General features: G+C 69.1%; 18 protein-coding genes, 2 rRNA genes and 2 pseudogenes. 16 read left to right on the forward strand and 6 right to left on the reverse strand.

Annotated features, from left to right (window positions below; translation table 11 throughout):
- Positions 1-39: 39 nt before the first annotated feature.
- The 9 genes from KKZ08_RS21620 (at position 40) to KKZ08_RS21660 (ending at position 9,218) form a co-directional block, all read left to right on the forward strand.
- Positions 40-3,149, forward strand: a 23S ribosomal RNA gene (locus KKZ08_RS21620).
- A gap of 87 nt (positions 3,150-3,236) precedes the next feature.
- Positions 3,237-3,353: ribosomal RNA gene (gene rrf, locus KKZ08_RS21625) — 5S ribosomal RNA — on the forward strand.
- 88 nt (positions 3,354-3,441) lie between these two features.
- Complete coding sequence (locus KKZ08_RS21630) at positions 3,442-4,086, forward strand: HAD family hydrolase (protein ID WP_223776029.1); 645 nt, start codon at positions 3,442-3,444, stop codon at positions 4,084-4,086.
- Positions 4,087-4,149: 63 nt separating this feature from the next.
- Positions 4,150-5,325 (forward strand): acetoin utilization protein AcuC, encoded by a 1,176-nt coding sequence (locus KKZ08_RS21635; protein ID WP_223776030.1) that lies wholly within the window; start codon positions 4,150-4,152, stop codon positions 5,323-5,325.
- A gap of 87 nt (positions 5,326-5,412) precedes the next feature.
- Entirely contained in the window at positions 5,413-6,228 is an 816-nt protein-coding gene (locus KKZ08_RS21640; RefSeq protein WP_223776031.1) for a phosphatase, read from the forward strand.
- Positions 6,229-6,360: 132 nt separating this feature from the next.
- The gene (locus KKZ08_RS21645) at positions 6,361-6,570 is read left to right on the forward strand and encodes a helix-turn-helix domain-containing protein (protein ID WP_157996488.1); all 210 of its coding nucleotides are present in this window, start codon (positions 6,361-6,363) and stop codon (positions 6,568-6,570) included.
- A gap of 158 nt (positions 6,571-6,728) precedes the next feature.
- Positions 6,729-6,827: an AURKAIP1/COX24 domain-containing protein gene (locus KKZ08_RS21650; RefSeq protein ID WP_003948845.1), complete on the forward strand. Its 99-nt coding sequence runs from the start codon at positions 6,729-6,731 to the stop codon at positions 6,825-6,827.
- Between the two features lie 235 nt (positions 6,828-7,062).
- The gene (locus KKZ08_RS21655) at positions 7,063-8,112 is read left to right on the forward strand and encodes an NAD-dependent epimerase/dehydratase family protein (protein ID WP_223776032.1); all 1,050 of its coding nucleotides are present in this window, start codon (positions 7,063-7,065) and stop codon (positions 8,110-8,112) included.
- Positions 8,113-8,126: 14 nt separating this feature from the next.
- Positions 8,127-9,218 carry a lysophospholipid acyltransferase family protein gene (locus tag KKZ08_RS21660; RefSeq protein WP_223776033.1) on the forward strand — a complete coding sequence of 364 codons (1,092 nt, stop codon included), beginning with the start codon at positions 8,127-8,129 and terminating at the stop codon, positions 9,216-9,218.
- A 64-nt stretch (positions 9,219-9,282) separates the two neighbouring features.
- On the opposite strand, the gene KKZ08_RS21665 is transcribed toward KKZ08_RS21660, so the two are convergent.
- The 3 genes from KKZ08_RS21665 to KKZ08_RS21675 all read right to left on the reverse strand — a co-directional run bounded on the left by KKZ08_RS21665 (position 9,283) and on the right by KKZ08_RS21675 (position 12,950).
- Positions 9,283-10,542 (reverse strand): DUF5667 domain-containing protein, encoded by a 1,260-nt coding sequence (locus KKZ08_RS21665; protein WP_223776034.1) that lies wholly within the window; start codon positions 10,540-10,542, stop codon positions 9,283-9,285.
- Between the two features lie 312 nt (positions 10,543-10,854).
- Positions 10,855-11,649 carry an ECF subfamily RNA polymerase sigma factor, BldN family gene (locus KKZ08_RS21670; protein WP_223776035.1) on the reverse strand — a complete coding sequence of 265 codons (795 nt, stop codon included), beginning with the start codon at positions 11,647-11,649 and terminating at the stop codon, positions 10,855-10,857.
- 356 nt (positions 11,650-12,005) lie between these two features.
- Positions 12,006-12,950, reverse strand: coding sequence for an HAD-IB family hydrolase (locus KKZ08_RS21675; protein WP_223776036.1), 945 nt, complete (start codon positions 12,948-12,950; stop codon positions 12,006-12,008).
- A gap of 147 nt (positions 12,951-13,097) precedes the next feature.
- On the opposite strand from KKZ08_RS21675, the gene KKZ08_RS21680 reads away from it, so the two are divergent.
- The 7 genes and pseudogenes from KKZ08_RS21680 (at position 13,098) to KKZ08_RS21710 (ending at position 20,713) form a co-directional block, all read left to right on the forward strand.
- The gene (locus KKZ08_RS21680; RefSeq protein WP_205039274.1) at positions 13,098-13,376 is read left to right on the forward strand and encodes a glutaredoxin family protein; all 279 of its coding nucleotides are present in this window, start codon (positions 13,098-13,100) and stop codon (positions 13,374-13,376) included.
- Positions 13,377-13,683: 307 nt separating this feature from the next.
- Complete coding sequence (locus KKZ08_RS21685; RefSeq protein WP_223776037.1) at positions 13,684-14,439, forward strand: redox-sensing transcriptional repressor Rex; 756 nt, start codon at positions 13,684-13,686, stop codon at positions 14,437-14,439.
- On the forward strand, positions 14,436-16,169 hold the full coding sequence (locus KKZ08_RS21690; RefSeq protein WP_223776038.1) for a glutamyl-tRNA reductase: 1,734 nt from the start codon (positions 14,436-14,438) through the stop codon (positions 16,167-16,169). Before KKZ08_RS21685 ends, KKZ08_RS21690 begins: the two co-directional genes overlap by 4 nt.
- Positions 16,144-16,925 (forward strand): annotated as a pseudogene (gene hemC / locus KKZ08_RS21695) (hydroxymethylbilane synthase); the annotation flags it as partial. The gene KKZ08_RS21690 and the pseudogene hemC, both read left to right, overlap by 26 nt.
- Before the next feature lie 90 nt (positions 16,926-17,015).
- Positions 17,016-18,579 (forward strand): annotated as a pseudogene (locus KKZ08_RS21700) (bifunctional uroporphyrinogen-III C-methyltransferase/uroporphyrinogen-III synthase); the annotation flags it as partial.
- A 74-nt stretch (positions 18,580-18,653) separates the two neighbouring features.
- Positions 18,654-19,643, forward strand: a complete 990-nt coding sequence (gene hemB / locus KKZ08_RS21705) for a porphobilinogen synthase (RefSeq protein WP_223776039.1) — start codon at positions 18,654-18,656, stop codon at positions 19,641-19,643.
- A gap of 92 nt (positions 19,644-19,735) precedes the next feature.
- The gene (locus KKZ08_RS21710; RefSeq protein ID WP_223776040.1) at positions 19,736-20,713 is read left to right on the forward strand and encodes a zinc-binding dehydrogenase; all 978 of its coding nucleotides are present in this window, start codon (positions 19,736-19,738) and stop codon (positions 20,711-20,713) included.
- Positions 20,714-20,719: 6 nt separating this feature from the next.
- On the opposite strand, the gene istB is transcribed toward KKZ08_RS21710, so the two are convergent.
- From istB to KKZ08_RS21725, 3 genes are all read right to left on the reverse strand, one after another.
- Entirely contained in the window at positions 20,720-21,913 is a 1,194-nt protein-coding gene (istB, locus tag KKZ08_RS21715; RefSeq protein WP_223776041.1) for an IS21-like element helper ATPase IstB, read from the reverse strand.
- A 157-nt stretch (positions 21,914-22,070) separates the two neighbouring features.
- A complete protein-coding gene (locus KKZ08_RS21720) occupies positions 22,071-22,958 on the reverse strand; it encodes an NAD(P)-binding domain-containing protein (protein WP_223776042.1) in 888 nt (295 codons plus the stop codon).
- Positions 22,959-23,059: 101 nt separating this feature from the next.
- Positions 23,060-23,305, reverse strand: a complete 246-nt coding sequence (locus KKZ08_RS21725; RefSeq protein ID WP_223776043.1) for a DUF397 domain-containing protein — start codon at positions 23,303-23,305, stop codon at positions 23,060-23,062.
- Between the last annotated feature and the right edge of the window lie 5 nt (positions 23,306-23,310).

Below are 23,310 nucleotides of genomic sequence, written 5' to 3' on the forward strand. Positions count from 1 at the left end.
TCGTTGTTTGAGAACTGCACAGTGGACGCGAGCATCTGTGGCCAAGTTTTTAAGGGCGCACGGTGGATGCCTTGGCACCAGGAACCGATGAAGGACGTGGGAGGCCACGATAGTCCCCAGCCGTCAACCAGGCTTTGATCCGGGGTTTCGAATGGGGAAACCCGGCAGTCGTCATGGGCTGTCACCCGCTGCTGAACACATAGGCAGTGTGGAGGAACGCGGGAAGTGAAACATCTCAGTACCCGCAGGAAGAGAAAACAACCGTGATTCCGGGAGTAGTGGCGAGCGAAACCGGATGAGGCCAAACCTACGACGTGTGATACCCGGCAGGGGTTGCGTCGTGGGGGTTGTGGGATCTCTCTTTCATAGTCTGCCGGCTGTGAGACGAGTCAGAAACCGTTGATGTAGACGAAGGACATGCGAAAGGTCCGGCGTAGAGGGTAAGACCCCCGTAGTCGAAACATCAGCGGCTCGTTTGAGAGACACCCAAGTAGCACGGGGCCCGAGAAATCCCGTGTGAATCTGGCGGGACCACCCGTTAAGCCTAAATATTCCCTGGTGACCGATAGCGGATAGTACCGTGAGGGAATGGTGAAAAGTACCGCGGGAGCGGAGTGAAATAGTACCTGAAACCGTGTGCCTACAAGCCGTGGGAGCGTCGGGATGGAGCTTGCTCCATCCTCGTGACTGCGTGCCTTTTGAAGAATGAGCCTGCGAGTTTGCGGTGTGTTGCGAGGTTAACCCGTGTGGGAAGCCGTAGCGAAAGCGAGTCGAATAGGGCGATTTAGTAGCGCGCTCAAGACCCGAAGCGGAGTGATCTAGCCATGGGCAGGTTGAAGCGGCTGTAAGAGGTCGTGGAGGACCGAACCCACCAGGGTTGAAAACCTGGGGGATGACCTGTGGTTAGGGGTGAAAGGCCAATCAAACTCCGTGATAGCTGGTTCTCCCCGAAATGCATTTAGGTGCAGCGTCGTGTGTTTCTTGCCGGAGGTAGAGCACTGGATAGGCGATGGGCCCTACCGGGTTACTGACCTTAGCCAAACTCCGAATGCCGGTAAGTGAGAGCGCGGCAGTGAGACTGTGGGGGATAAGCTCCATGGTCGAGAGGGAAACAGCCCAGAGCATCGACTAAGGCCCCTAAGCGTACGCTAAGTGGGAAAGGATGTGGAGTCGCACAGACAACCAGGAGGTTGGCTTAGAAGCAGCCACCCTTGAAAGAGTGCGTAATAGCTCACTGGTCTAGTGATTCCGCGCCGACAATGTAGCGGGGCTCAAGCGTACCGCCGAAGTCGTGTCATTGCGATATATACCCCCAACGGGGATCGTGATGGGTAGGGGAGCGTCGTGTGCCGGGTGAAGCTGCGCCGGAAGGCAGTGGTGGACGGTTCACGAGTGAGAATGCAGGCATGAGTAGCGATACATACGTGAGAAACGTGTGCGCCGATTGACTAAGGGTTCCTGGGTCAAGCTGATCTGCCCAGGGTAAGTCGGGACCTAAGGCGAGGCCGACAGGCGTAGTCGATGGATAACCGGTTGATATTCCGGTACCCGCTGTGAAGCGTCAAACATCGAGCCCATTAATGCTAAGGCCGTGAAGCCGTTCCGGACCCTTCGGGGAAAGGAAAGTGGTGGAGCCGCCGGCCCAAGGTGGTAGTAGGTGAGTGATGGGGTGACGCAGGAAGGTAGTCCAGCCCGGGCGGTGGTTGTCCCGGGGTAAGGGTGTAGCCCGTCATCTAGGCAAATCCGGATGACATGAGGGTGAGACCTGATGCCGAGCCGATTGTGGTGAAGTGGATGATCCTATGCTGTCGAGAAAAGCCTCTAGCGAGTTTCATGGCGGCCCGTACCCTAAACCGACTCAGGTGGTCAGGTAGAGAATACCGAGGCGTTCGGGTGAACTATGGTTAAGGAACTCGGCAAAATGCCCCCGTAACTTCGGGAGAAGGGGGGCCATCACCGGTGATGAGTCTTGCACTCTGAGCTGGGGGTGGCCGCAGAGACCAACGAGAAGCGACTGTTTACTAAAACACAGGTCCGTGCGAAGCCGTAAGGCGATGTATACGGACTGACGCCTGCCAGTGCTGGAACGTTAAGGGGACCGGTTAGTGCACTTTCGGGTGTGCGAAGCTGAGAACTTAAGCGCCAGTAAACGGCGGTGGTAACTATAACCATCCTAAGGTAGCGAAATTCCTTGTCGGGTAAGTTCCGACCTGCACGAATGGCGTAACGACTTCTCGACTGTCTCAACCATAGGCCCGGTGAAATTGCACTACGAGTAAAGATGCTCGTTTCGCGCAGAAGGACGGAAAGACCCCGGGACCTTTACTACAGTTTGATATTGGTGTTCGGTTCGGCTTGTGTAGGATAGGTGGGAGACTGTGAAGCATGCACGCCAGTGTGTGTGGAGTCGCCGTTGAAATACCACTCTGGTCGTGCTGGATGTCTAACCTCGGTCCGTGATCCGGATCAGGGACAGTGTCTGATGGGTAGTTTAACTGGGGCGGTTGCCTCCCAAAGAGTAACGGAGGCGCCCAAAGGTTCCCTCAGCCTGGTTGGTAATCAGGTGTTGAGTGTAAGTGCACAAGGGAGCTTGACTGTGAGACCGACGGGTCGAGCAGGGACGAAAGTCGGGACTAGTGATCCGGCGGTGGCTTGTGGAAGCGCCGTCGCTCAACGGATAAAAGGTACCCCGGGGATAACAGGCTGATCTTCCCCAAGAGTCCATATCGACGGGATGGTTTGGCACCTCGATGTCGGCTCGTCGCATCCTGGGGCTGGAGTCGGTCCCAAGGGTTGGGCTGTTCGCCCATTAAAGCGGTACGCGAGCTGGGTTTAGAACGTCGTGAGACAGTTCGGTCCCTATCCTCTGTGCGCGTAGGAATATTGAGAAGGGCTGTCCCTAGTACGAGAGGACCGGGACGGACGAACCTCTGGTGTGCCAGTTGTCCTGCCAAGGGCATGGCTGGTTGGCTACGTTCGGAAAGGATAACCGCTGAAAGCATCTAAGCGGGAAGCCTGCTTCGAGATGAGTATTCCCACCCCCTTTGAGGGGTTAAGGCTCCCAGTAGACGACTGGGTTGATAGGCCAGATCTGGAAGCCCGGTAACGGGTGGAGGTGACTGGTACTAATAGGCCGAGGGCTTGTCCTCAGTTGCTCGCGTCCACTGTGTTGGTTCTGAAACCACGAACAACCCCATGTGTGGTCACGCATGGTGCGGTTGACAGTTTCATAGTGTTTCGGTGGTCATAGCGTGAGGGAAACGCCCGGTTACATTCCGAACCCGGAAGCTAAGCCTCACAGCGCCGATGGTACTGCAGGGGGGACCCTGTGGGAGAGTAGGACGCCGCCGAACTAATTTTGAACGGGAAACCCCCGCACCTTATGGTGCGGGGGTTTTCTGCGTTCCGGGGAAAAAAAGGGTCAGCGCTTAGGGTCGGGATATGCGATACGACCTGGTCATCTTCGACAACGACGGCGTGCTCGTGGACAGCGAGCCGATCTCCAATACGATCCTCGCCGCGTATCTGACCGAGCTCGGACATCCCACCTCGTACGAGGACTCCTTGCGCGATTACATGGGGGGCGCCGTCCATCGCGTACACGATCTGGTGCTCGAGCGGAGTGGGCAGCGGCTTCCCGCGGACTTTGACGAGGTCTTTCACGGGCGGGTCTTTGCTGCCTTCGAGCGGGAGCTGAAGCCTGTGGAGGGAGCCGTCGAGGTGCTGGAGCAGCTTGTCGGCGATGGGGTCGCCTACTGTCTGGCCTCTTCCGGGAGTCATGAGCGGATTCGGGTCGGGCATCGCGCGGCGGGGCTCGACACGTGGTTCGACGAGAAGCGGGTCTTCAGTTCGCAGGACGTGGGGCGGGGGAAGCCGGCGCCCGATCTCTTTCTGTACGCGGCCGAGCGGATGGGCGTGGCGCCCGAGAAGTGCGTGGTCGTGGAGGACAGTCCGCTCGGGGTGCGGGCCGCGGTGGCCGCGGGCATGGACGTCTATGGGTTCACCGCGATGACGCCCGCCGAGCGGCTGTCGGGCGCCACCGGATTCTTCGAGGACATGCGGGAGTTGCCGCGCTTGCTGGCGTGACATCTGCCCCTCGGTCGTACGCCCGTTCCTTCGCCCCCGGAGTGGACCGATACGGTGACGGGCATGAGCGGCCGCGCACAGCTGATGTGGGACGAGGCAGTAACGGGCTATGACTTCGGCCCGGGGCACCCCATGGACCCGGTCAGGCTCGGGCTGACCCGAAGTCTCGTCGGTGCCTTCGGGCTCGACAAGGAGCTGGACGTGGTCGCGGCCAAGCGTGCCGGGGACTCGACGCTGCGGCTCGTGCACCGCGAGGACTATGTGGCGGCGGTCAGGGCGGCCTCCGCCGATCCGGCGTCCGCGCGCGGGGAGTACGGCCTCGGCACCGAGGACGACCCGGCGTTCGCGGGGATGCACGAGGTGTCGGCGCTGATCGCCGGGCAGTCCGTCGGGGCCGCCGAGGCGGTGTGGCGCGGTGAGGCCCTGCACGCGGTGAACTTCTCGGGCGGGCTGCACCATGCCATGCCCGGCGGCGCCTCGGGGTTCTGCATCTACAACGACCCGGCGCTGGCCATCGCGCGGCTGCTGGAGCTGGGCGCCGAGCGGGTCGCGTATGTGGATGTCGACGTGCACCACGGGGACGGCGTGCAGGCCGTGTTCTGGGAGGACCCGCGGGTTCTGACGATCTCGCTCCACGAGCATCCCCGGACGCTCTTCCCGCAGACCGGGTGGCCCGAGGAGACCGGCGCGGCGGGCGCGGCCGAGGGATCCGCCGCGAACGTGGCGCTGCCGGCCGGGACCGGTGACGAGGGGTGGCTGCGGGCCTTCCACGCCGTGGTGCCCGAACTGCTCGCCCAGTTCCGGCCACAGGTGCTCGTGACACAGCACGGCGCCGACACGCACTTCGAGGACCCCCTCGCGCACCTCGTCGTCTCGCTGGACGCGCAGCGGGCGGTGCAGGTCGCCTGCCATGAGCTGGCTCATGAGTACGCCGAGGGGCGGTGGGTCGCCCTGGGGGGCGGGGGATACGCCGTGGTGGACGTCGTGCCGCGGTCCTGGACGCATCTGGTCGGCATCGCCGCGGGGGCGCCCGTGGAGCCGACGGCGGCGATCCCGGAGGCCTGGCGGCAGGAAGTGTTCGCCCGTACGCGGCAGTTGGCGCCGGGGCGGATGACGGACGGGCGGTGGCCCGTGGGCTGGCAGGAGTGGGAGTCGGGGTACGACCCCGCGGACCGGCTCGACCAGGCGGTGCTCGCGGCTCGGCGGGCGGCGTTCCCGCTGCGGGGGCTGCTGCCCTGAGCGGGAGGATACGGGGCGTTACGCCAACTGTGCGGTGTTTTCCGGGTTTTCGGGGAGCACGCGGACGGTATGCGCCAACATCGCACCGTGTTGACCACCGGCGCCCTGCGTGCGCATCTGCTGGCGGCTCGGCTGGCCGGACCCGTGGCCACGGCCAGGGAAGACAGCCTGCGCAGTTATCGGCTCTTCGCGGCCCGGGATCCCCGGATGCTGCTGGGGCTCGACCCAGAGTGGAGCTGGGGGCCGGCGGACCTCTTGCGGCTGATGGCCGACAAGTGCGGGGTGTCCGCCGACCCCCGGCACACCACGGGCACCGACGTCATCGATCCGGAGCGGACGCTGAGGGCGCTCGACGCGTTCGCGGAGCGGCTCTCGGAGGCGGCTCGGAGGCGGCTTCCCGTACTCTTCGGGACGGGGCACCCGCACCGGCTGCTGGGGTTCTACGCCGCGTTGGCGGACGCCTTGTCGGCGGCCGGATGCACCGTCCTCACCCCCGCGCAGGGCAACAGTGTCGACATAACGACCCGGTTCGGCCTACGCACGTACAACCTTGACTACGTACAAGGAGTCGCGCTGGTGCGCCAACCCGGCGTGCGTCCCACCGGGAGTGAGACCGGCGCACACACCCATTCACCGCTCCCTGTTCGGGCCGTTCTGGGGGCCGCCGCGGAGGCCGGCGGGCCGCTTCCCGGGCTTGTCGTCGGAGACCACGGATGGGTCTGCGGAGCAGGTCAGCTGGGGTTTGAGGCGATCGGTCTGGCGGATACGGACGACCCCGCGCTGTTCGTCGGAGAGGCCGAGGGGCAGGTGTCCGTCGTCGTTCCGCTTGATGACGCTGTGCGGTCTGATTACTACCGACCGCTTACTCGCTATGTACTCAATCGAGCGTGTCTGTCACAGTAGGCGGCCGATGGCTGCTCCTCTTCCCCACTCGCATCATCCGCCCCTAGTCTGGGGAGTGAGCGCGCAGCGACGAAGAGTCACCGGAAGGGGAAGCCGGTGCCCGTCATGTGCGGAAGGTTCAGGTGGGGTGTCATGGCTGATAACCAGAGGCCGCTGAACGAGGTTCAGTTCCTGACCGTGGCGGAAGTCGCCTCGGTGATGCGAGTGTCCAAGATGACCGTGTACCGCTTGGTGCACAGCGGTCATCTGCCCGCCATTCGGGTCGGAAGGTCCTTCCGGGTCCCCGAGCAGGCGGTTCACGAGTACCTCCGCGAGTCCTATGTGGGGGTCGAGGCAGGCTGAGCGAAGGGCTCGCGGGCCCCTCGTGGCAGGGTCGGCGCGGGATCCTTTGGCCCTCGATTACGCCCCTCACGCAGGTGCGGGTAGGCTAGGCCGACGTAGGTCGTGTGGGCCCAGTCTGCTGCCCCGCACCGAGTGAAGAGAAGTGAGCGAGGGTAGTCGTGGGCTCTGTTATCAAGAAGCGGCGTAAGCGGATGGCCAAGAAGAAGCACCGCAAGCTGCTGAAGCGCACTCGCGTTCAGCGTCGCAACAAGAAGTAGGCGATCGCTGCACAGCGCGTCCCGAAGCCCTCCCACCATCCGGTGGGAGGGCTTCGGCATGTTTGGGGCCTCTCTTCGCGGTACTTGAGAGGTGGGCGGTTGGTCCGTACGTACCCCTGTGTCCGTCGTCACTTCACGCAGCGCGCGGTCATCACAGCTCGACACCGACCCGCTAGCGTGGGCCGGGACACAGTCCACGGTGTGCGGCGACGTTGGGGAAAGGCAGGCGCTGATCTTGGGCAAGGTCGTGCTCGTGACCGGAGTGGCCCGGCAGCTGGGCGGACGGTTCGTCCGGCGGATCCAGCGCGACCCAGAGGTCGAACGGGTGATCGCCGTGGACGCGGTCCCGCCCGAGCACCATCTGGGGGGCGCCGACTTCGTCCGGGCCGACATCCGGCAGCCCGCGATCGCCAAGGTGCTCGCCGAGTACGACGTGGACACGGTCGTCCACATGGACGTCACGGCCACCGCGCTCGGCCGGGGCGGCCGGGGCTCGGTCAAGGAGACCAACGTCATCGGCACCATGCAGCTGCTCGGTGCCTGCCAGAAGTCGCCGACGGTGCGGCGGGTCGTGGTGAAGTCCAGTACGAGCGTGTACGGCTCCGCGCCCAAGGACCCGGCGGTCTTCACCGAGACGACGACGCCCAAGTCGCTGCCCAGCGGCGGCTTCGCCAAGGACACGGTCGAGGTCGAGGGCTATGTGCGCGGCTTCGCGCGGCGCCGGCCCGACGTCGCGGTGTGCGTGCTGCGCTTCGCGAACATCCTGGGGCCCGCCGCGGAGTCACCGCTCGCCGAGTACTTCTCGCTGCCGGTCCTGCCGACCGTCTTCGGCTACGACCCGCGCCTGCAGTTCGTCCACGAGGACGACGCGGTCGAGGTGCTGCGCCTGGGCGCGCACGAACCGCGGCGCGGCACGCTCAACAGCGGCACGTTCAACATCGCGGGCGACGGCCAGCTGCTGCTCTCGCAGTGCTCGCGGCGGCTCGGCAGGCCGACCGTGCCGGTGCTCCTGCCGGCCGTCACCTGGGTCGGCACGGCGCTGCGCACGCTCGGCGCGACGGACTTCTCGCCGGAGCAGATCCGCCTGCTCACGCACGGCAGGGTCGTGGCCACCCGGCAGATGCGCGAGACTCTGGGGTTCAGGCCGAAGTACACGACCGCGGAGACCTTCGCGGACTTCGTACGCAGCCGTGGTCCCGGACTGCTGCCGCCCGCTGCCCTCGCCGGGGCAGTCGACCGGATCGCCGCGCTGCCCTTCGTGGGCGGCAACCGATGCGCCAACTGAGGAGAGCGTCAACGATGGCGGACGCCAAGGTCATTCCGTTCGACGACGACCGTTCACGCGGTGGTGCGCAGCGCACGCCGCGCCGCAGGCCCGCGCCGCGGCGCACGGGTGATGCCGGGTCCGTGACGGAGGTCAGGACCGTACCGACGGCCGAGACCGTCAAGACGCTGCCGGGCCGGCAGGGCGGGCCGCCGGACGCCCGGCGGGAGGAAGAGCGGCAGCGGGAGTCCGCGCGGCCCCGGGAGCGGGCGGCGCGCCCGCGCGGCGGCGACTGGGACCGGCGCGTCGCGGGCGGCCTCGCCTTCCTGCGGCGACGGCTGACCGGTGAGTACGAGGTCGACGACTTCGGCTACGACGAGGAGCTCACCGACCAGGTCCTGATGTCGCTGCTCCGCCCGTTCTACGAGAAGTACTTCCGGGTCGAGGTGAGGGGCATCGAGAACATCCCCGCACAGGGCGGGGCGCTGATCGTCGCCAACCACTCCGGGACGCTGCCGCTGGACGGCCTGATGATGCAGGTCGCGGTGCACGACCACCACCCGCAGGGCCGGCATCTGCGGCTGCTCGCCGCCGACCTCGTGTTCATGCTGCCGGTCATCAACGAACTGGCCCGCAAGGCCGGGCACACGCTGGCGTGCGCGGAGGACGCGGAGCGGCTCCTGGAGCGGGGCGAGCTGGTCGGGGTGATGCCGGAGGGTTTCAAGGGCATCGGGAAGCCGTTCAGCGAGCGCTACAAGCTCCAGCGGTTCGGCCGCGGCGGCTTCGTCTCGACGGCGCTGCGCACGGGTTCCCCGATCGTGCCGTGCTCGATCGTCGGGGCGGAGGAGATCTACCCGATGATCGGCAACGCGAAGACGCTGGCGCGGGTGCTCGGGTTCCCGTACTTCCCGATCACGCCCACGTTCCCGTGGCTCGGGCCGCTGGGCGCGGTGCCGTTGCCGACGAAGTGGACGATCCAGTTCGGGGAGCCGATCGCGACGGACGGTCATCCGCCGGAGGCGGCGGAGGACCCGATGCTGATGTTCAACCTGACGGACCAGGTGCGCGAGCAGATCCAGCATTCGCTGTACAAGCTGCTGGTGCAGCGGCGCTCGGTGTTCTTCTGACGTCCTGCACGGTCGAGGGCGCCCTCCGTGTGGGAGGGCGCCCTCAACTGCGTACTGACGTGGATTACCTCGCGTCCTCCTCGTCGATGCCGAGTTCCGGGAGCAGGCCGGGCAGGATCGGAGGGAGGGTGACGTCCGGCTTGGCCGAGGGGCCGCCGCCCCTGCCGGGCTTGCCCTTGCCGTCCGACGGGGACGGTGTCGCCTTGTCGTCCGGCGGGTCGAGGAGGCCGCCCACGCTGCCACCGAGGACGTCGTCGCCCGTCTCGCGCGGCGAGGAGGGCTTCGGCTTGCTGTCGCCTCGGGTGTCGCCGTCGTGCCCGCCGCCGCTGCCCGAGGGAGCGGAAGGGTGCCTGTCCGTGCCCTGGGACCCCGTGGGGTCCTGGGGGGCCCGGCCGGGCTTGCCGCCGTTCTCGGGGGCCCGGGGCAGCAGGGAGCGCAGCGGTTCGACCTCTTCGTCTATGGCGTCGAAGACGGAGTCCACCTGCTTGCCCACGTCACCCAACTGGACCGGCAGGCGGCCCTGGAGGTCGCTCCAGCTCTGGCGGTGCGACCGGGAGAACGCGGAGAGCGCCTGGATGGGGCCGAGCGACCCGTCGCGCTCGTACGCCTCCAGGAGCAGGCGGTGGCCCTCGGTGGCGTCGTGCCGCATGCCGGAGAGGGCCCGCCTGACCTCGCCGACCGACTCGTGGTCCAGGGAGCCGGCGCGGTCGCGCTCCATGAGCCTGCGTGCTTCGCTCAGCCGGGTCGAGGCCTGGTCGAGGAAGAGCTGACCCCGGTCGGCGTCGCCGTCGGCCAGGCCCAGCTTGAGGTCCTCCATGCCGCGTTTGAGGCCGTAGAGCGAATCGCCCGGCAGGGCGTCGGAGCTGGCGGCGGCGACTCCGCCGAAGGCACCCGCGGCGACGCCGACGGTGAGACCGCCTGCGGCGATGCCTTTGGACAGCCGGGAGCGGGGCCGCAGTTTGTGCAGCGGACCCGCGCGGTGGGCGCCCTTGCGGGAGCGCTGTTCGGGCACCGAGGCACTGCCGCCCTCAAGGAACATGGCTTCCATCGCGGCCACGAGCTGAGCGCGCTGGACGACCTTGACCTCGGGGTCGAGGGCTGGTTTGGGCAGCGCGCCGAGACCGTCCGCCAGGGCCAGCATGCGGCCCTGCTCGGTCGGTTCGGCGCGGGCCGCGGTGGTTTCGGGGGACTCCACGGACGCGGCCGCGGGCGCGGTGGACGCGGAGTCCTCGGACTGCTCGGCCGCCGGGTCCTGGTCGGAATGCTCCTCCAGGGCCTGGGCGAAGGCGTTCGCCCGCCGGTGGGCCGATACGTTCGCGATCACTGGCGGCACCTCCTCTCGTCAAGACGGTCGACTCCCCAGGGGGTCCTGAGGGTTGCATGGTCTGACCACGTCCACGCGATCGGGTGAGCGAGTGGGGTGTCCCCGGCTCGTGGCGAGTCGGGGAAACGTCAGGTTGCGACCACAGGGAGCCTGCATCCCGCACAACGAGCGTCGCGGCACTTGGGTTACGGACGTCAGGATGATCGGACCGCGAAGAATCGCCGAAGGGCCGTGGCGGCCATCTGGCCGCCACGGCCGGTGAGTTGGCCGCTACGGAGAGGAAGCGCGGCGGTGCGTCGGTGAGTCAGTGGGTCAGCGCGCGTCGTCCGGGAGGAGACGGGCGAGGGTGCGCACCGCGCGGTACTGGAGGGTCTTGATCGCGCCTTCGTTCTTGCCCATGACGCGCGCGGTCTCGGCGACGGAGAGGCCCTGGAGGAAGCGCAGGGTCACGCACTCCTGCTGCTGGGGGTTGAGGCGGCGGACGGCTTCGAGCAGTGCCGCGTTCGAGAGGGACTCCAGGACGGAGTCCTCGGGGCTGCGCTCGACCTCGTTGGCGTCGAGCATTTCGCCGGTGGTCACTTCGAGGCGGAACCGGCTCGATTTGAAGTGGTCGGCGACCAGGTTGCGGGCGATCGTGACCAGCCAGGCGCCAAAGTCACGACCCTGCCAGGTGAAGGTGCCGATGCGGCGCAGGGCGCGCAGAAAGGTCTCACTGGTGAGGTCCTCGGCGGTCGCCTTGCCGCCGACGCGGTAGTAGATGTAGCGGTAGACCGTGTCGCTGTACTGGTCGTAGAGGCGGCCGAAGGCGTCGGACTCGCCGGCCTGGGCGCGTTCGACGAGGTCCATCATGCGGGCGCTGTCGCTGTCCGCGGCGGGACGGCGGGGGGTGGGCGTTGAGGTGGCGGCAGCGGCGCCGGAACGGGCCCGTCTGCCGACGGCCGCACCACCGTCCGCCAGGGCATAGCAGGGCCCGGCGGGTGCGGGGACGGCGAAGGCGGGGACGGCGGGGACGGCGTACGCGGTGGGGACGAAGCCGCGCAAGCGGTCGATGACCGTTGCGCGCAGCGTAGCCAGGCCCGAGGCGTCAACCCCGACGTGTGGGTACACGGGACTCCCAGAGGCAGAGCTTCCATCACGTGCAGTACGGGACCTTTCACTCGTCGTAGCGACGCGTGGGGTCCGATATGCGTCTGAGGAGAATAACGCTTCGTACAGGCAGCGCTACACCCAGTTGCTCAAATCACCGATTACGTCGCTTCCGTTACTGAACGGAGTCGGATCAAGTGCCGGAGAGTGAGCGGTTGTTGATCGGAACGGTTCACATTCCGTCGCGACGCGGGGCGTGTTGTGGCCGAGTTCAACCACCGGGACTGGCCGTGGGCCGGGCGGGGTAGGACCGGGGGAATGCGCGCTGACCGGCGGTCTTCGCCGGAGCCGGCGGGGCGGCGGCGGTCAGCGGCGGGTCAGTGGCGGCGGCGGTGCAGGGCGATGGCCGCAGCCGTGCCGCCCGCGAGCGCGCCGACACCGGCGGCGGCGGGGATGCCGACCTTCGCGGCCTTGCGGCCGGTGCGGTAGTCGCGCAGCCGCCAGTCCCGCTCGCGGGCGTGCTTGCGCAGCTTGGCGTCGGGGTTGATCGCGTACGGATGGCCGACGAGCGAGAGCATCGGGATGTCGTTGTGCGAGTCGCTGTACGCGGCGCAGCGGGACAGGTCCAGGCCCTCGCCGGCGGCCAGGGCGCGCACGGCCTCCGCCTTGGCGGGGCCGTGCAGGGGCTCGCCGACGAGCTTGCCGGTGTAGACGCCGTCGAGGGACTCGGCGACGGTGCCGAGGGCGCCGGTCAGGCCGAGACGGCGGGCGATGACGGTGGCGATCTCCACCGGGGCGGCGGTGACCAGCCAGACCTTCTGGCCCGCGTCGAGGTGGGCCTGGGCGAGGGCGCGGGTGCCGGGCCAGATGCGCTCGGCCATGTACTCGTCGTAGATCTCCTCGCCGATGGTCATCAGCTCGGCGACGCGGTGGCCCTTGACGATGGACAGGGCGCTGTCGCGGGCGTCCTGCATGTGCTCGGGGTCCTCGACGCCGGCGAGCCGGAACCACGCCTGCTGCCAGGCGAACCGGAACAGTTCCTGGCGCTCGAAGAACTTCCGCTTGTAGAGGCCGCGGCCGAAGTGGAAGATCGCGGCGCCCTGCATCACGGTGTTGTCGAGGTCGAAGAACGCGGCGGCCCGCACGTCGCCGACGACCGGGAACTCCGGTTCGCGCGGCCCTTCATCGGGCGCGGCCTGTCCGGCGAGCGCCTCCAGCTCCTGGGAGGTCTTGCGGGCGGCCTCGGCCGAGGCCTCGCCTGCCAACACGCTCCGCGCCGTGGCGGAGCGCCTACGGGGGGTGAGCCATCCGAGAGCGGCCATGCCGTGAGCATAGCTAGTTCGTTCGGAGGTTCCGGAGTCGGCGGGATGTCGGTGAGGTGAGGCCCGGTGAACTCTTCGGGACCGGCCCGCCGAAGGGGAGCGGCCCGGTACCTCCGCCGGGCGCGTCGGCGGGGCGAGAATGGGGGCATGAGCCCGATTTTTCGTCGTACGGAGAAGAAGAAGCCCGCGGATCGCACGGTCACCCTGATCGGGAAGCCGGGCTGTCATCTGTGTGATGACGCACAGCTGGTGATCGAGAAGGTCTGCGCGGAGGTGGGCGCCGCATGGGAGAAGAAGGACATCACGCAGGACGAGGAGTTGCACCGGGCCTACTGGGAGCAGATCCCGGTGGTCCTGGTGGACGGGGAGCAGCACACCTTCTGGCGCGTCGACGAGGAGCGGCTGCGCCGCGAGCTGGCCGGCTGACGGCCCGGAACCTACTGACCGGGTAGTCCAAACCGCCCGCGAAGTCGTCTACGCTTTGGGGCGGTTTTGGTCTCGGGGGCGATGATCGTGAGGAGAGTGTGCGGTTTTGCCCCCATCAGGTGATCAACGACGCTGCCCGCGCGCCGGTTCCGAAAATGTGCGCCGGGGGCGCGTGACCCCGGTCACGTTGGCCGGGCAAATCGGACACAATCTTTGTGCACGCGTTCACAAAGACATAGCCTGCATTCGACGGGGCGGTCTGGGGACGAGTGACCGCCTACAGCCCCGCTCTACCCGCAGGAGCACCGTGGCAACTGGCCGAACTCACCGACCGGCGACCCGCAGCCGAGGGATTCCCGAGGCCACCGTCGCCAGGCTTCCGCTGTACCTCCGAGCCCTCACCGCACTGTCGGAGCGCTCGGTGCCCACGGTCTCCTCCGAGGAGCTCGCGGCCGCCGCGGGAGTCAACTCCGCGAAGCTGCGCAAGGACTTCTCGTACCTCGGTTCGTACGGGACGCGAGGCGTCGGCTACGACGTCGAGTATCTCGTGTACCAGATCTCCCGTGAACTGGGGCTGACCCAGGACTGGCCGGTTGTCATCGTCGGCATCGGTAACCTCGGCGCCGCGCTGGCCAACTACGGCGGCTTCGCCTCGCGTGGTTTCCGGGTCGCGGCGCTCATCGACGCCGATCCGGCAATGGCCGGAAAGCCCGTCGCGGGGATGCCCGTGCAGCACACCGACGACCTCGAGCGGATCATCGAGGACAACGGCGTCTCCATCGGCGTCATCGCCACCCCGGCCGGCGCCGCCCAGCAGGTCTGCGAGCGGCTCGTCGCCGCCGGTGTGACCTCCATCCTGAACTTCGCGCCGACCGTGCTGTCCGTGCCGGACGGCGTCGACGTGCGCAAGGTCGATCTCTCCATCGAACTCCAGATCCTCGCCTTCCACGAGCAGCGCAAGGCCGGCGAGGAGGCCGCCGCCGACGGTGTCGTGCCGCCGGTCGCCGCCAAGCAGCAGCGCAAGGGACCCGACGGGGACGTCCCCGCCGTGATGCCGGCATGAGTCTCCTGGTCGTAGGGCTGAGCCATCGCAGCGCTCCGGTGAGCGTCCTGGAGCGGGCCGCGCTGCCCGCGGACACGCAGGCCAAGCTGTTGCAGGACGCGCTGGCCGCCGAGCCCGCCGCCGAGGCGGCCGTGCTCGCCACGTGCAACCGCATCGAGCTGTACGCGGACGTCGACAAATTCCACGCCGGTGTCGCCGAGCTGTCGACGCTGCTCGCGCAGCACAGCGGCGTGGGCCTGGAAGAGCTCACCCCTTATCTGTACGTCCACTACGAGGACCGTGCCGTCCACCACCTCTTCTCGGTGGCGTGCGGGCTCGACTCGATGGTGGTCGGCGAGGGCCAGATCCTCGGGCAGATCAAGGACGCCCTCGCGCGTGCGCAGGAGCTGCACACTCCTCAACGCGGGGCCGTCTCAGGGTCGGCAGGCGGGTCGGCGCGGGCGCACTCGGAGACCGCTCGTCACGACTTCGGCCGAACAGCTCGCACCTTCGCCTCCGGTCGAGACCTGGGCGGCCGGCCGGCGCGGCCATGTCCCGCTCGCCGGGTCCGCTCGCGCGCGCGGGCCGGGGTCGAGGAGGTCGTGGTCGCCAACCGCACCCTGGAGCGCGCCGAGCGGCTCGCCGCCATCCTGAGCGAGCAGGGCGGCACGGGCGTGAGCGCGCGCGCCGTACCGATGGATCAGGTGGCCCACGAACTGACACGTGCCGATGTGGCGGTGTCCTGCACCGGCGCGACCGGCCTGGTGCTGACGGCGGACGCCGTCGCCGCCGCCGTCGAGGGGCGCGTCCCCGCCGACAGCCGCCCCGGTGACGTACCGGCGCAGTCCAGGAGCGGATCCGCCGGGCAGGCCGCGCAGCCCACCGTCGCCGACGACGGCTGCCCCGTCGACCTCACCGCCGCGCCGCGCGGTTTCTCCGTCGCGGGCGAGGCCGCCGTCGCCGGGATGGACGCGGCCTCCCTGGAGCAGCATGCCGCCTGGGTGGACAACGCCCCGGCCGAGCGGCGCGACACCGCGGCGGACCCGCGGGCCGAGGCCGACGCCATCGCCGCGCTGGTCGCCGCCGCGAGCGTGACCGGGCGCCTGCCGGAGCGGCGCAAGCCCGTGTCCTTCGTCGGCGCGGCCCGCCCGGCCGTCCTCGCGCTGCTCGACCTGGCCATGCCGCGTGACATCGACGCCGCCGTGCACCGCATCCCCGGCGTACGGCTGGTCGACATCGAGTCGCTGGCCGAGGCCTCGGCCGACGCGCCCATGGCCGCCGATGTCGAGCAGGTGCGCGGCATAGTCTCCGACGAGGTCGCCGCCTTCGGTGCCGCGCAGCGGGCCGCGCACATCACGCCGACCGTGGTCGCCCTGCGCACCATGGCCGCCGATGTGGTGGCGAGCGAGATCGCGCGGCTCGACGGACGGCTGCCGGGCCTTGAGGACAAGCAACGCGCGGAGATCACCCAGACGGTGCGCCGCGTCGTGGACAAGCTGCTGCACGCGCCGACGGTCCGGGTCAAGCAGCTGGGCAGGGTGGCGGGTGCGCGCTGGTCCGACGCGGACGCGCTGCGCACGCTCTTGACCGACGCGACCGACGCGACCGATGTGAACGGCGAGAACCACCAGGTCACCCGAGAACCACCAGAACTTACGACCGCGAATAGACCGGCCGGGCATGTGAGGCGGCCTGAGGCCACGACCAACGCAGCAACCACGGCCAATGGCCCAGTCGGGCCAAGTGGCTGAAGCGGTACGGCAGGTGACCGGCCGCCCCGTCGAGCTCGTGGAGATCACGACGTACGGCGACACCTCGCGCGAGCACCTGGCGCAGATCGGCGGCACCGGCGTCTTCGTCGCCGCCCTGCGCGAGGCGCTGCTCCGTGACGAGGTGGACTTCGCCGTGCACTCGCGTCTGCCGACACGCGCGACGACTGGCGCCGCGGCCGCGGCGCTCGCCGCGGTGCCGCGCGCCGAGGCGACGCTGCTGACGCGCGCGACGGTTCGCCGCGGCTCGCACGGCGCGTCGGTACGGTGACGCCGCGCCGTGCCGATGGCGCAGCTGACGCACGGCGCAGCCACGGCATGACCATCCAGACCGTGCCGATCCGCGGGAACATCGACACCCGCATCGGATACGTGCACAAGGGGGAGCTCGACGCCGTCGTGCTCGCCGCCGCCGGACTGAGCCGCATCGGCCGGACCGACGAGGTGACCGACTTCCTGTCGGTCGACACCGTTCTGCCCGCCCCCGGCCAGGGGGCACTGGCGATCGAGTGCGCCGCGCACAACGCGTCACTCGCCGCCGCGCTCGCCGAGCTCGACGACCCGTACACCCGGGCCGCCGTGACCGCCGAGCGGTCCCTGCTCGCCGCCCTGGAAGCCGGTTGCAGCGCACCTGTTGGTGCACTGGCCGACTTGCTGGCCGACGGGCAGATTGTCAAGGAAATGCGCCTGCGCGGTGTCGTCGGTACGCCCGACGGCTCGACGCTGGTGCAGCTGTCCAAGGTCGGCCGTCCCGAGACGGGGAGCGAGCATCGAGCCGCCACCGCCGGATCTCGGGGCACGTCTGGCCTCGAGCCGGCACTCCCGGGCACGCACCTCGGTGCCGGACCCGGAGATCCGGGACTGCTGACCCTGCGCGCCGTCGAGGCGCTGGCCCGAGCGGATGTGCTGATCGCCAGGGATGTGGACGGGCCGACGGCACGACCAGGCGTCAACGACCGCGGACACGGCGACGTTCCGAGTCGCCACCAATCTTGTCATGGAGGCCGCGAGGGGTGGCAGGCGGGTCGTGCGCGCGGTCAGCGGCGACCCCGGCCTGGACACGCACGCGGCGGAGGAGATGCTCGCCTGTGCCGCCGAGGGGATCTCCTTCGAGGTCGTGCCGGGCGTAGCGGCCGCGGTCGGTGTGCCCGCGTACGCCGGTGTGCCGCTGCGCGACGCGCAGGGCGCGGACGTCCGCTTCATCGACGCCCGCACCGCCTCGGACCGCTGCTGGAGCGAGGTCGGCGCGTCCGACGGCACCGCGGTGGTCTCCACGTCGCTTGACTCCGTCGCGGCCACCGCGGGTGAGCTGGTGGCCGCGGGGCGCAAGCCGGACACCCCGATGACGGTGACGATCGGTGGTACGACGACGCGCCAGCGCACCTGGAACGCGACGCTCGGCACCATCGCGCAGGTCCTCAAGCAGGCGAAGGTGCTGCCCTCGCCCGACGGGGGCCGGTCCGTCATAGCCGTGGTCGGCGAGCGTTCCGCCGCCGCCCAGCGCGACCAGCTGTCGTGGTTCGAGTCGAAGCCCCTCTTCGGCTGGCGGGTGCTCGTACCGCGTACGAAGGAGCAGGCGGCCTCGCTCTCCGACCAGCTGCGGTCCTACGGCGCGGTGCCGCACGAGGTGCCGACCATCGCCGTCGAGCCGCCGCGCACGCCCCAGCAGATGGAGCGCGCGGTCAAGGGCCTGGTCACCGGGCGGTACGAGTGGATCGCCTTCACGTCCGTCAACGCCGTCAAGGCGGTGCGGGAGAAGTTCGAGGAGTACGGGCTCGACGCGCGTGCCTTCGCCGGGATCAAGGTCGCGGCTGTCGGTGAGCAGACCGCCGCCGCGCTGATCGCCTTCGGTGTGAAGCCGGACCTGGTGCCGAGCGGTGAGCAGTCGGCCGCGGGGCTCCTGGAGGACTGGCCGCCGTACGACCCGGTCTTCGACCCGATCGACCGGGTCTTCCTGCCGCGGGCCGACATCGCCACCGAGACGCTGGTCGCGGGCCTGATCGATCTGGGTTGGGAGGTCGACGACGTCACCGCCTACCGGACCGTGCGCGCCTCGCCGCCGCCGGCCGAGACGAGGGAGGCGATCAAGGGCGGCGGCTTCGACGCCGTGCTCTTCACGTCGTCCTCCACGGTGCGCAACCTCGTCGGCATCGCGGGCAAGCCGCACAACGTGACGGTGATCGCCTGCATCGGTCCCGCCACGGCGAAGACCGCGGAGGAGCACGGGCTGCGGGTGGACGTGATGGCTCCGGAGCCGTCGGTCCACCAGCTGGCGCAGGCGCTGGCGGACTTCGGTGCGCGGCGGCGGGACGCGGCGCTGGACGCCGGCGACCCGGTGACACGCCCGAGCGAGCGCAGGCCCGGTTCGCGTCGGCGGCGCACCGCGCCGTAGGTTCTTGTGGGCGGGCCTCGCGGCCCGCCCACAACGACATCAGCAGCACGCAGCACGAATCCAGGTGACGTCAAGTGACGAAGTACGGATCTTTCCCCGGGACGCGGCCGCGGCGGTTGCGCACGACGCCCGCCATGCGGCGCATGGTCGCCGAGACGCGGCTGCATCCGGCCGACCTGATCCTGCCCGCGTTCGTGCGCGAGGGGATCGGCGCCCCGGTGGAGATCGGCGCCATGCCCGGCGTCGTGCAGCACACGCGCGACACCCTGAAGAAGGCGGCCGTCGAGGCGCTGGAGGCCGGGGTCGCCGGGATCATGCTCTTCGGCGTGCCGGAGGAGTCCAAGAAGGACGCCGTGGGCACGGCGGGCACCGACCCGGACGGGATTCTCCAGCTGGCGATCCGCGATGTGCGGGCCGAGGTCGGTGACGAGCTGATCGTCATGTCGGACCTGTGCCTGGACGAGACGACCGACCACGGGCACTGCGGCGTGCTGGACGCCGAGGGCCGCGTCGACAACGACGCGACGCTTGAGCGGTACGCCGAGATGGCGCAGGTGCAGGCCGACGCGGGCGCCCATGTGGTGGGCCCGAGCGGCATGATGGATGGTCAGATCGGCGTCATCCGTGACGCGTTGGACCAGGTCGGCCACGAGGACGTGTCGATCCTCGCGTACACGGTGAAGTACTCCTCGGCCTTCTTCGGCCCCTTCCGTGAGGCCGTGGGCTCGTCCCTCAAGGGTGACCGCAAGACGTACCAGCAGGACCCGGCCAACGCGCGGGAGTCCATGCGGGAGCTGGCGCTCGACCTGGAGGAGGGCGCCGACATGGTAATGGTCAAGCCGGCCGGTCCCTACCTCGACATCCTCGCGAAGGTCGCCGACGCGGTGGACGTGCCGGTGGCGGCGTACCAGATCAGCGGCGAGTACGCGATGATCGAGGCCGCCGCCGAGCGGGGCTGGATCGACCGGGACAAGGCGATCATGGAGTCGCTGACCGGCATCAAGCGCGCGGGCGCGAACATGATCCTCACCTACTGGGCGACCGAGGTGGCGCGGCAGCTGTGATCCCCGCGCCGGACGGCCCTTGACCTGAAGTTTGGTTGAGGTCGCAGGGTGGTGTGTACAGGGCCCGAGGGGGCCCGTCCGAGGAGGACGAGATGCACGCCGTTGTTCTGCATGAGTTCGGGCCCGCCGAGAATCTGCGGTACGAGACCTGGCCGGACCCCGTCCCGGGCCCCGGCCAGGTGCGGATCGCGGTGCGGGCGGCCGGCGCGCACTTCGTCGAGACCGTGATGAGGGCGGGCGACGCGTCCGACATGGCGCCGCCGCTGCCCGAGCTGCCCGCGGTCTTCGGCGGTGAGGTCGCGGGCGTCGTCGACGCGGTCGGACCCGGCGTCGACACCTCCTGGCTCGGCCGGTCCGTCGTGACCTCGCACGGTTCGCCCGGCGGGTACGCCGAGCTGGCGGTCGCCGCCGTCGGCGAGCTGCACGCCGTGCCGGACGGGCTCGGCTTCGAGGACGCCGTGACCATGGTGGTGACGGGGGCCAACGCCATGGGGCTGCTCGGCGTCGCACAGCTGCGCCCTGATGACGTGGTGTTGGTGACGTCCGCCGCCGGGGGCATGGGGCGGCTCGTCGTGCAGTACGCGCACGCCCTGGGCGCCACGGTCGTCGGGGCGGCGGGCGGGCCCGGCAAGGTCGAGGCGGTGCGGGCGCTCGGCGCTGACATCGCCGTGGACTACAACGAGCCCGGCTGGGCCGACTCCGTCCGTGAACGGCTCGGCGGGCGTGCCGTCACCGCCGTGCTGGACGGTGTCGGGGGCTCGAAGGCCGCCGCCGCCTTCGAGTTGATCGGGGAGGGCGGGCGGTACGTCGTCATCGGCTGGGCCTCGCAGGAGGCGTTCGAGCCGGCGCCGGAGGTCCTCGCCGCGCGCGGCATCTCGTACGCCAATGCCCTGATGGAGCTGATCGGGCACCCCGAGGGCGGGCCCGCCCGGGAGCTTGCGGCCCTGGAGGCCGCCGCCAAGGGGGAGTTGGCGCCCTCCTGGCAGGCGTTCCCGCTGGCGCGGGCGGCCGAGGCGCACGCGGCGATGGAGCGGCGGGAGACCACGGGCAAGGTGGTCCTCGTCCCCTAGGCCGTGTCAGAAGGCGGTCGGTGCGGCGCCTTCGAGGCGGCGTGTGCGGTAGCTGTCGGCGTCGAGGGTGACGACCTCGGCGTGGTGGGCCAGGCGGTCCACCGTCGCGCGGGCCGTCGCGCCGTCGCCGAGCACCTCGTCCCAGCGGTCCAGCGGAAGGTTGCCGGTGACGATCAGCGAGGCCCGTTCGTAGCGGTGCGAGACGAGCTGGAAGAGGAGGCGGGCGGTCTCGGGGTCGAACGGCACGTAGCCGAGCTCGTCGACGACGAGTACCGGGTACGCGTCCAGCCGGGCCAGCTCCTCGCGCAGCCGCCCCGCGGCCTTGGCCTCCGCGAGCCGGGTGCCCCACTCGGCGGCGGTCGCGAACAGCACCTGGTGGCCCGCCTGGCAGGCCCGTACGCCGAGGGCGACCGCCAGGTGCGTCTTGCCGGTGCCGGGCCCGCCGAGCAGTACGACGTTCGCCTTGCGGGTGACGAAGTCGGCCTTCCCCAGCCGGGCGATCACCTGGGGTTCGGGGGAGCGCAGCTGCCCCTCGTCGAACATCTCCAGGACCTTGCGGGACGGGAACCCCGCGGCCGCGATGCGCTCCTCGGCACCGGTCCCCGGCTCCGCCGCCGCCCCGCCGTCGCCGGCCGCCCCGCGGTCCCGCTGGGCGGGGATGACCACGGCCGCCGGGGGGTCCTCCTTCACGGTGCGCGCCTTGGCCTCGTGCGCCGCCATGGGCCCGGACATGTAGGCGAGGATCGCCGCGGAGGCGATGAACGCCATGTGGATGACCGTCCCCCACAGCAGGTCGTGCCGGGGCGTGTGGTGCACGTCGACGAACATCTGGAGCAGGTGCACCGACGAGATGCCCACGATGGCGGTGGCCAGCTTGACCTTCAGAACGTTCGAATTGACGTGGGACAGCCACTCGGGCTGGTCCCGGTGGCCCTGGAGGCCGATCCGCGAGACGAAGGTCTCGTACCCGCCGACGATCACCATGATCAGCAGATTGGCGATCATCACCACGTCGACGAGCTTGAGCACGGCGAGCATGACGTGCGTCTCGTCCGCGTGCCCGCTGATGACGTGGTGGATGAGGTGCCACAACTCGTTGAAGAACTTGTAGACGTATACGCCCTGTGCTGCCACCAGGCCGAAATACAGGGGGGCTTGGAGCCAGCGGGTCGCGAAGAGCGCGCACCCCAGGGTGGTCATGTTCGAGGGGGGTGAGACGGAGCGGGACACGAGACCTCCAACGGCCGTGAGGCTCGCCATTGTTGTGGACCGCCGCCGACAATCTGAATTCGAGCCACCCGTTGGGGTTAATAGAAATCCAGTCGGACCGGTCCCCCTCGGCCCTCCTCGGCTCTTCTCAGTCCTTCTTGATCAGGGTGACGAGGCGGGAGAGGCCGTCGGCGGCGTAGCCCTCGTCGATCGAGCGGTCCAGGAGGGCCTGGAGCGGCTCGAACAGGTCCGTGCGCAGGCCCTGCTGGGCGAAGGCCGTCAGGAAGTTGGGCAGCGCGGCCTGGTTGATCGCCAGCGACGACACGTCCGTGAGGTGCTGTCCGGAGTCCAGCGCCTCGGCCATGCCGGGCACGAGGCCGTCCGTCATCGCGTTCACCCAGTCCTTGAGCAGCGGCGCGAACTCGCGGGCGGGTACGCCTCCGCTGCCGATCAGGGCGTAGGCCTGGGCGACGCCCATCACCATGCCGTACATGCCGGTGAGCAGGGAGAGGTCGTACAGCGCGGCCGCGCCCGGGTCCTTGCCGACCCACTTGGTGTCCGCGAGGGCCGCCAGCGTGGGGCGGTGTGTCTCGTACGCCTCCTCGTCGGTGCCGCTGTAGAGGATGTACGCGGCGGGCGTCGCGATCATCTGCGGGACGGCCATGATGCCGCCGTCGATGTACGTGATGCCGCGGCCGGCCGCCCAGTCCGCCAACTCCCGCGCCTGGGCCGGGGTTCCATTGGTGAGGTTCACGACCGTGCGGCCGGCGAGGGCGTCGGACTCGGCCTCAAGGAGGCCGCGTACGTTGTCGTTGGTCGTGAGGCAGACGATCACGAGGGGGCTGGCGGTGATGGCCTCGGCCGCGGTCTCGGCCGGGGTCGCGCCCTGGGCGGCCAGGGGGCCCGTCTTGGAGGCGGTGCGGTTCCAGACGGTCGTGTCGTGACCCGCCTTGAGCAGGGCGGCGGCGAGGGCGGTGCCCATCAGGCCGAGGCCGAGGACGGTCACGGAGGCGGGGGCTGCGGTGCTGCTGGGCACGGGGGCTCCTTCAGGGGCGTTCAGAGGCGTTGTTCTGGGGACGCCTCTGATCCTTGCGGGGCCCTGTGGAGCGGACAAGTACCGACTAATTAGTGCGGTACTTACCTAATGGTGTGTGAGCTGGTCAGGAAGGTGGACCAGGTGTCCGGGGTGATGGTCAGGACGGGTCCGGTGGGGTTCTTGGAGTCGCGGATGTGGATGGCGGTGGGGTGCGCGGCTACCTCGACGCAGGCGCCGCCTTGGTCGCTGCTGTGGCTGGACTTGCGCCAGTCGTAGGCGATTTCGAGGCACTGGCCGCCTTCGCTGCCGCTGTAGGTCGACTTGAACCACGTGTGTGCGGCGCTCATTGCTC

This window comes from Streptomyces sp. 135 (genome assembly GCF_020026305.1).
GTDB lineage: Bacteria > Actinomycetota > Actinomycetes > Streptomycetales > Streptomycetaceae > Streptomyces.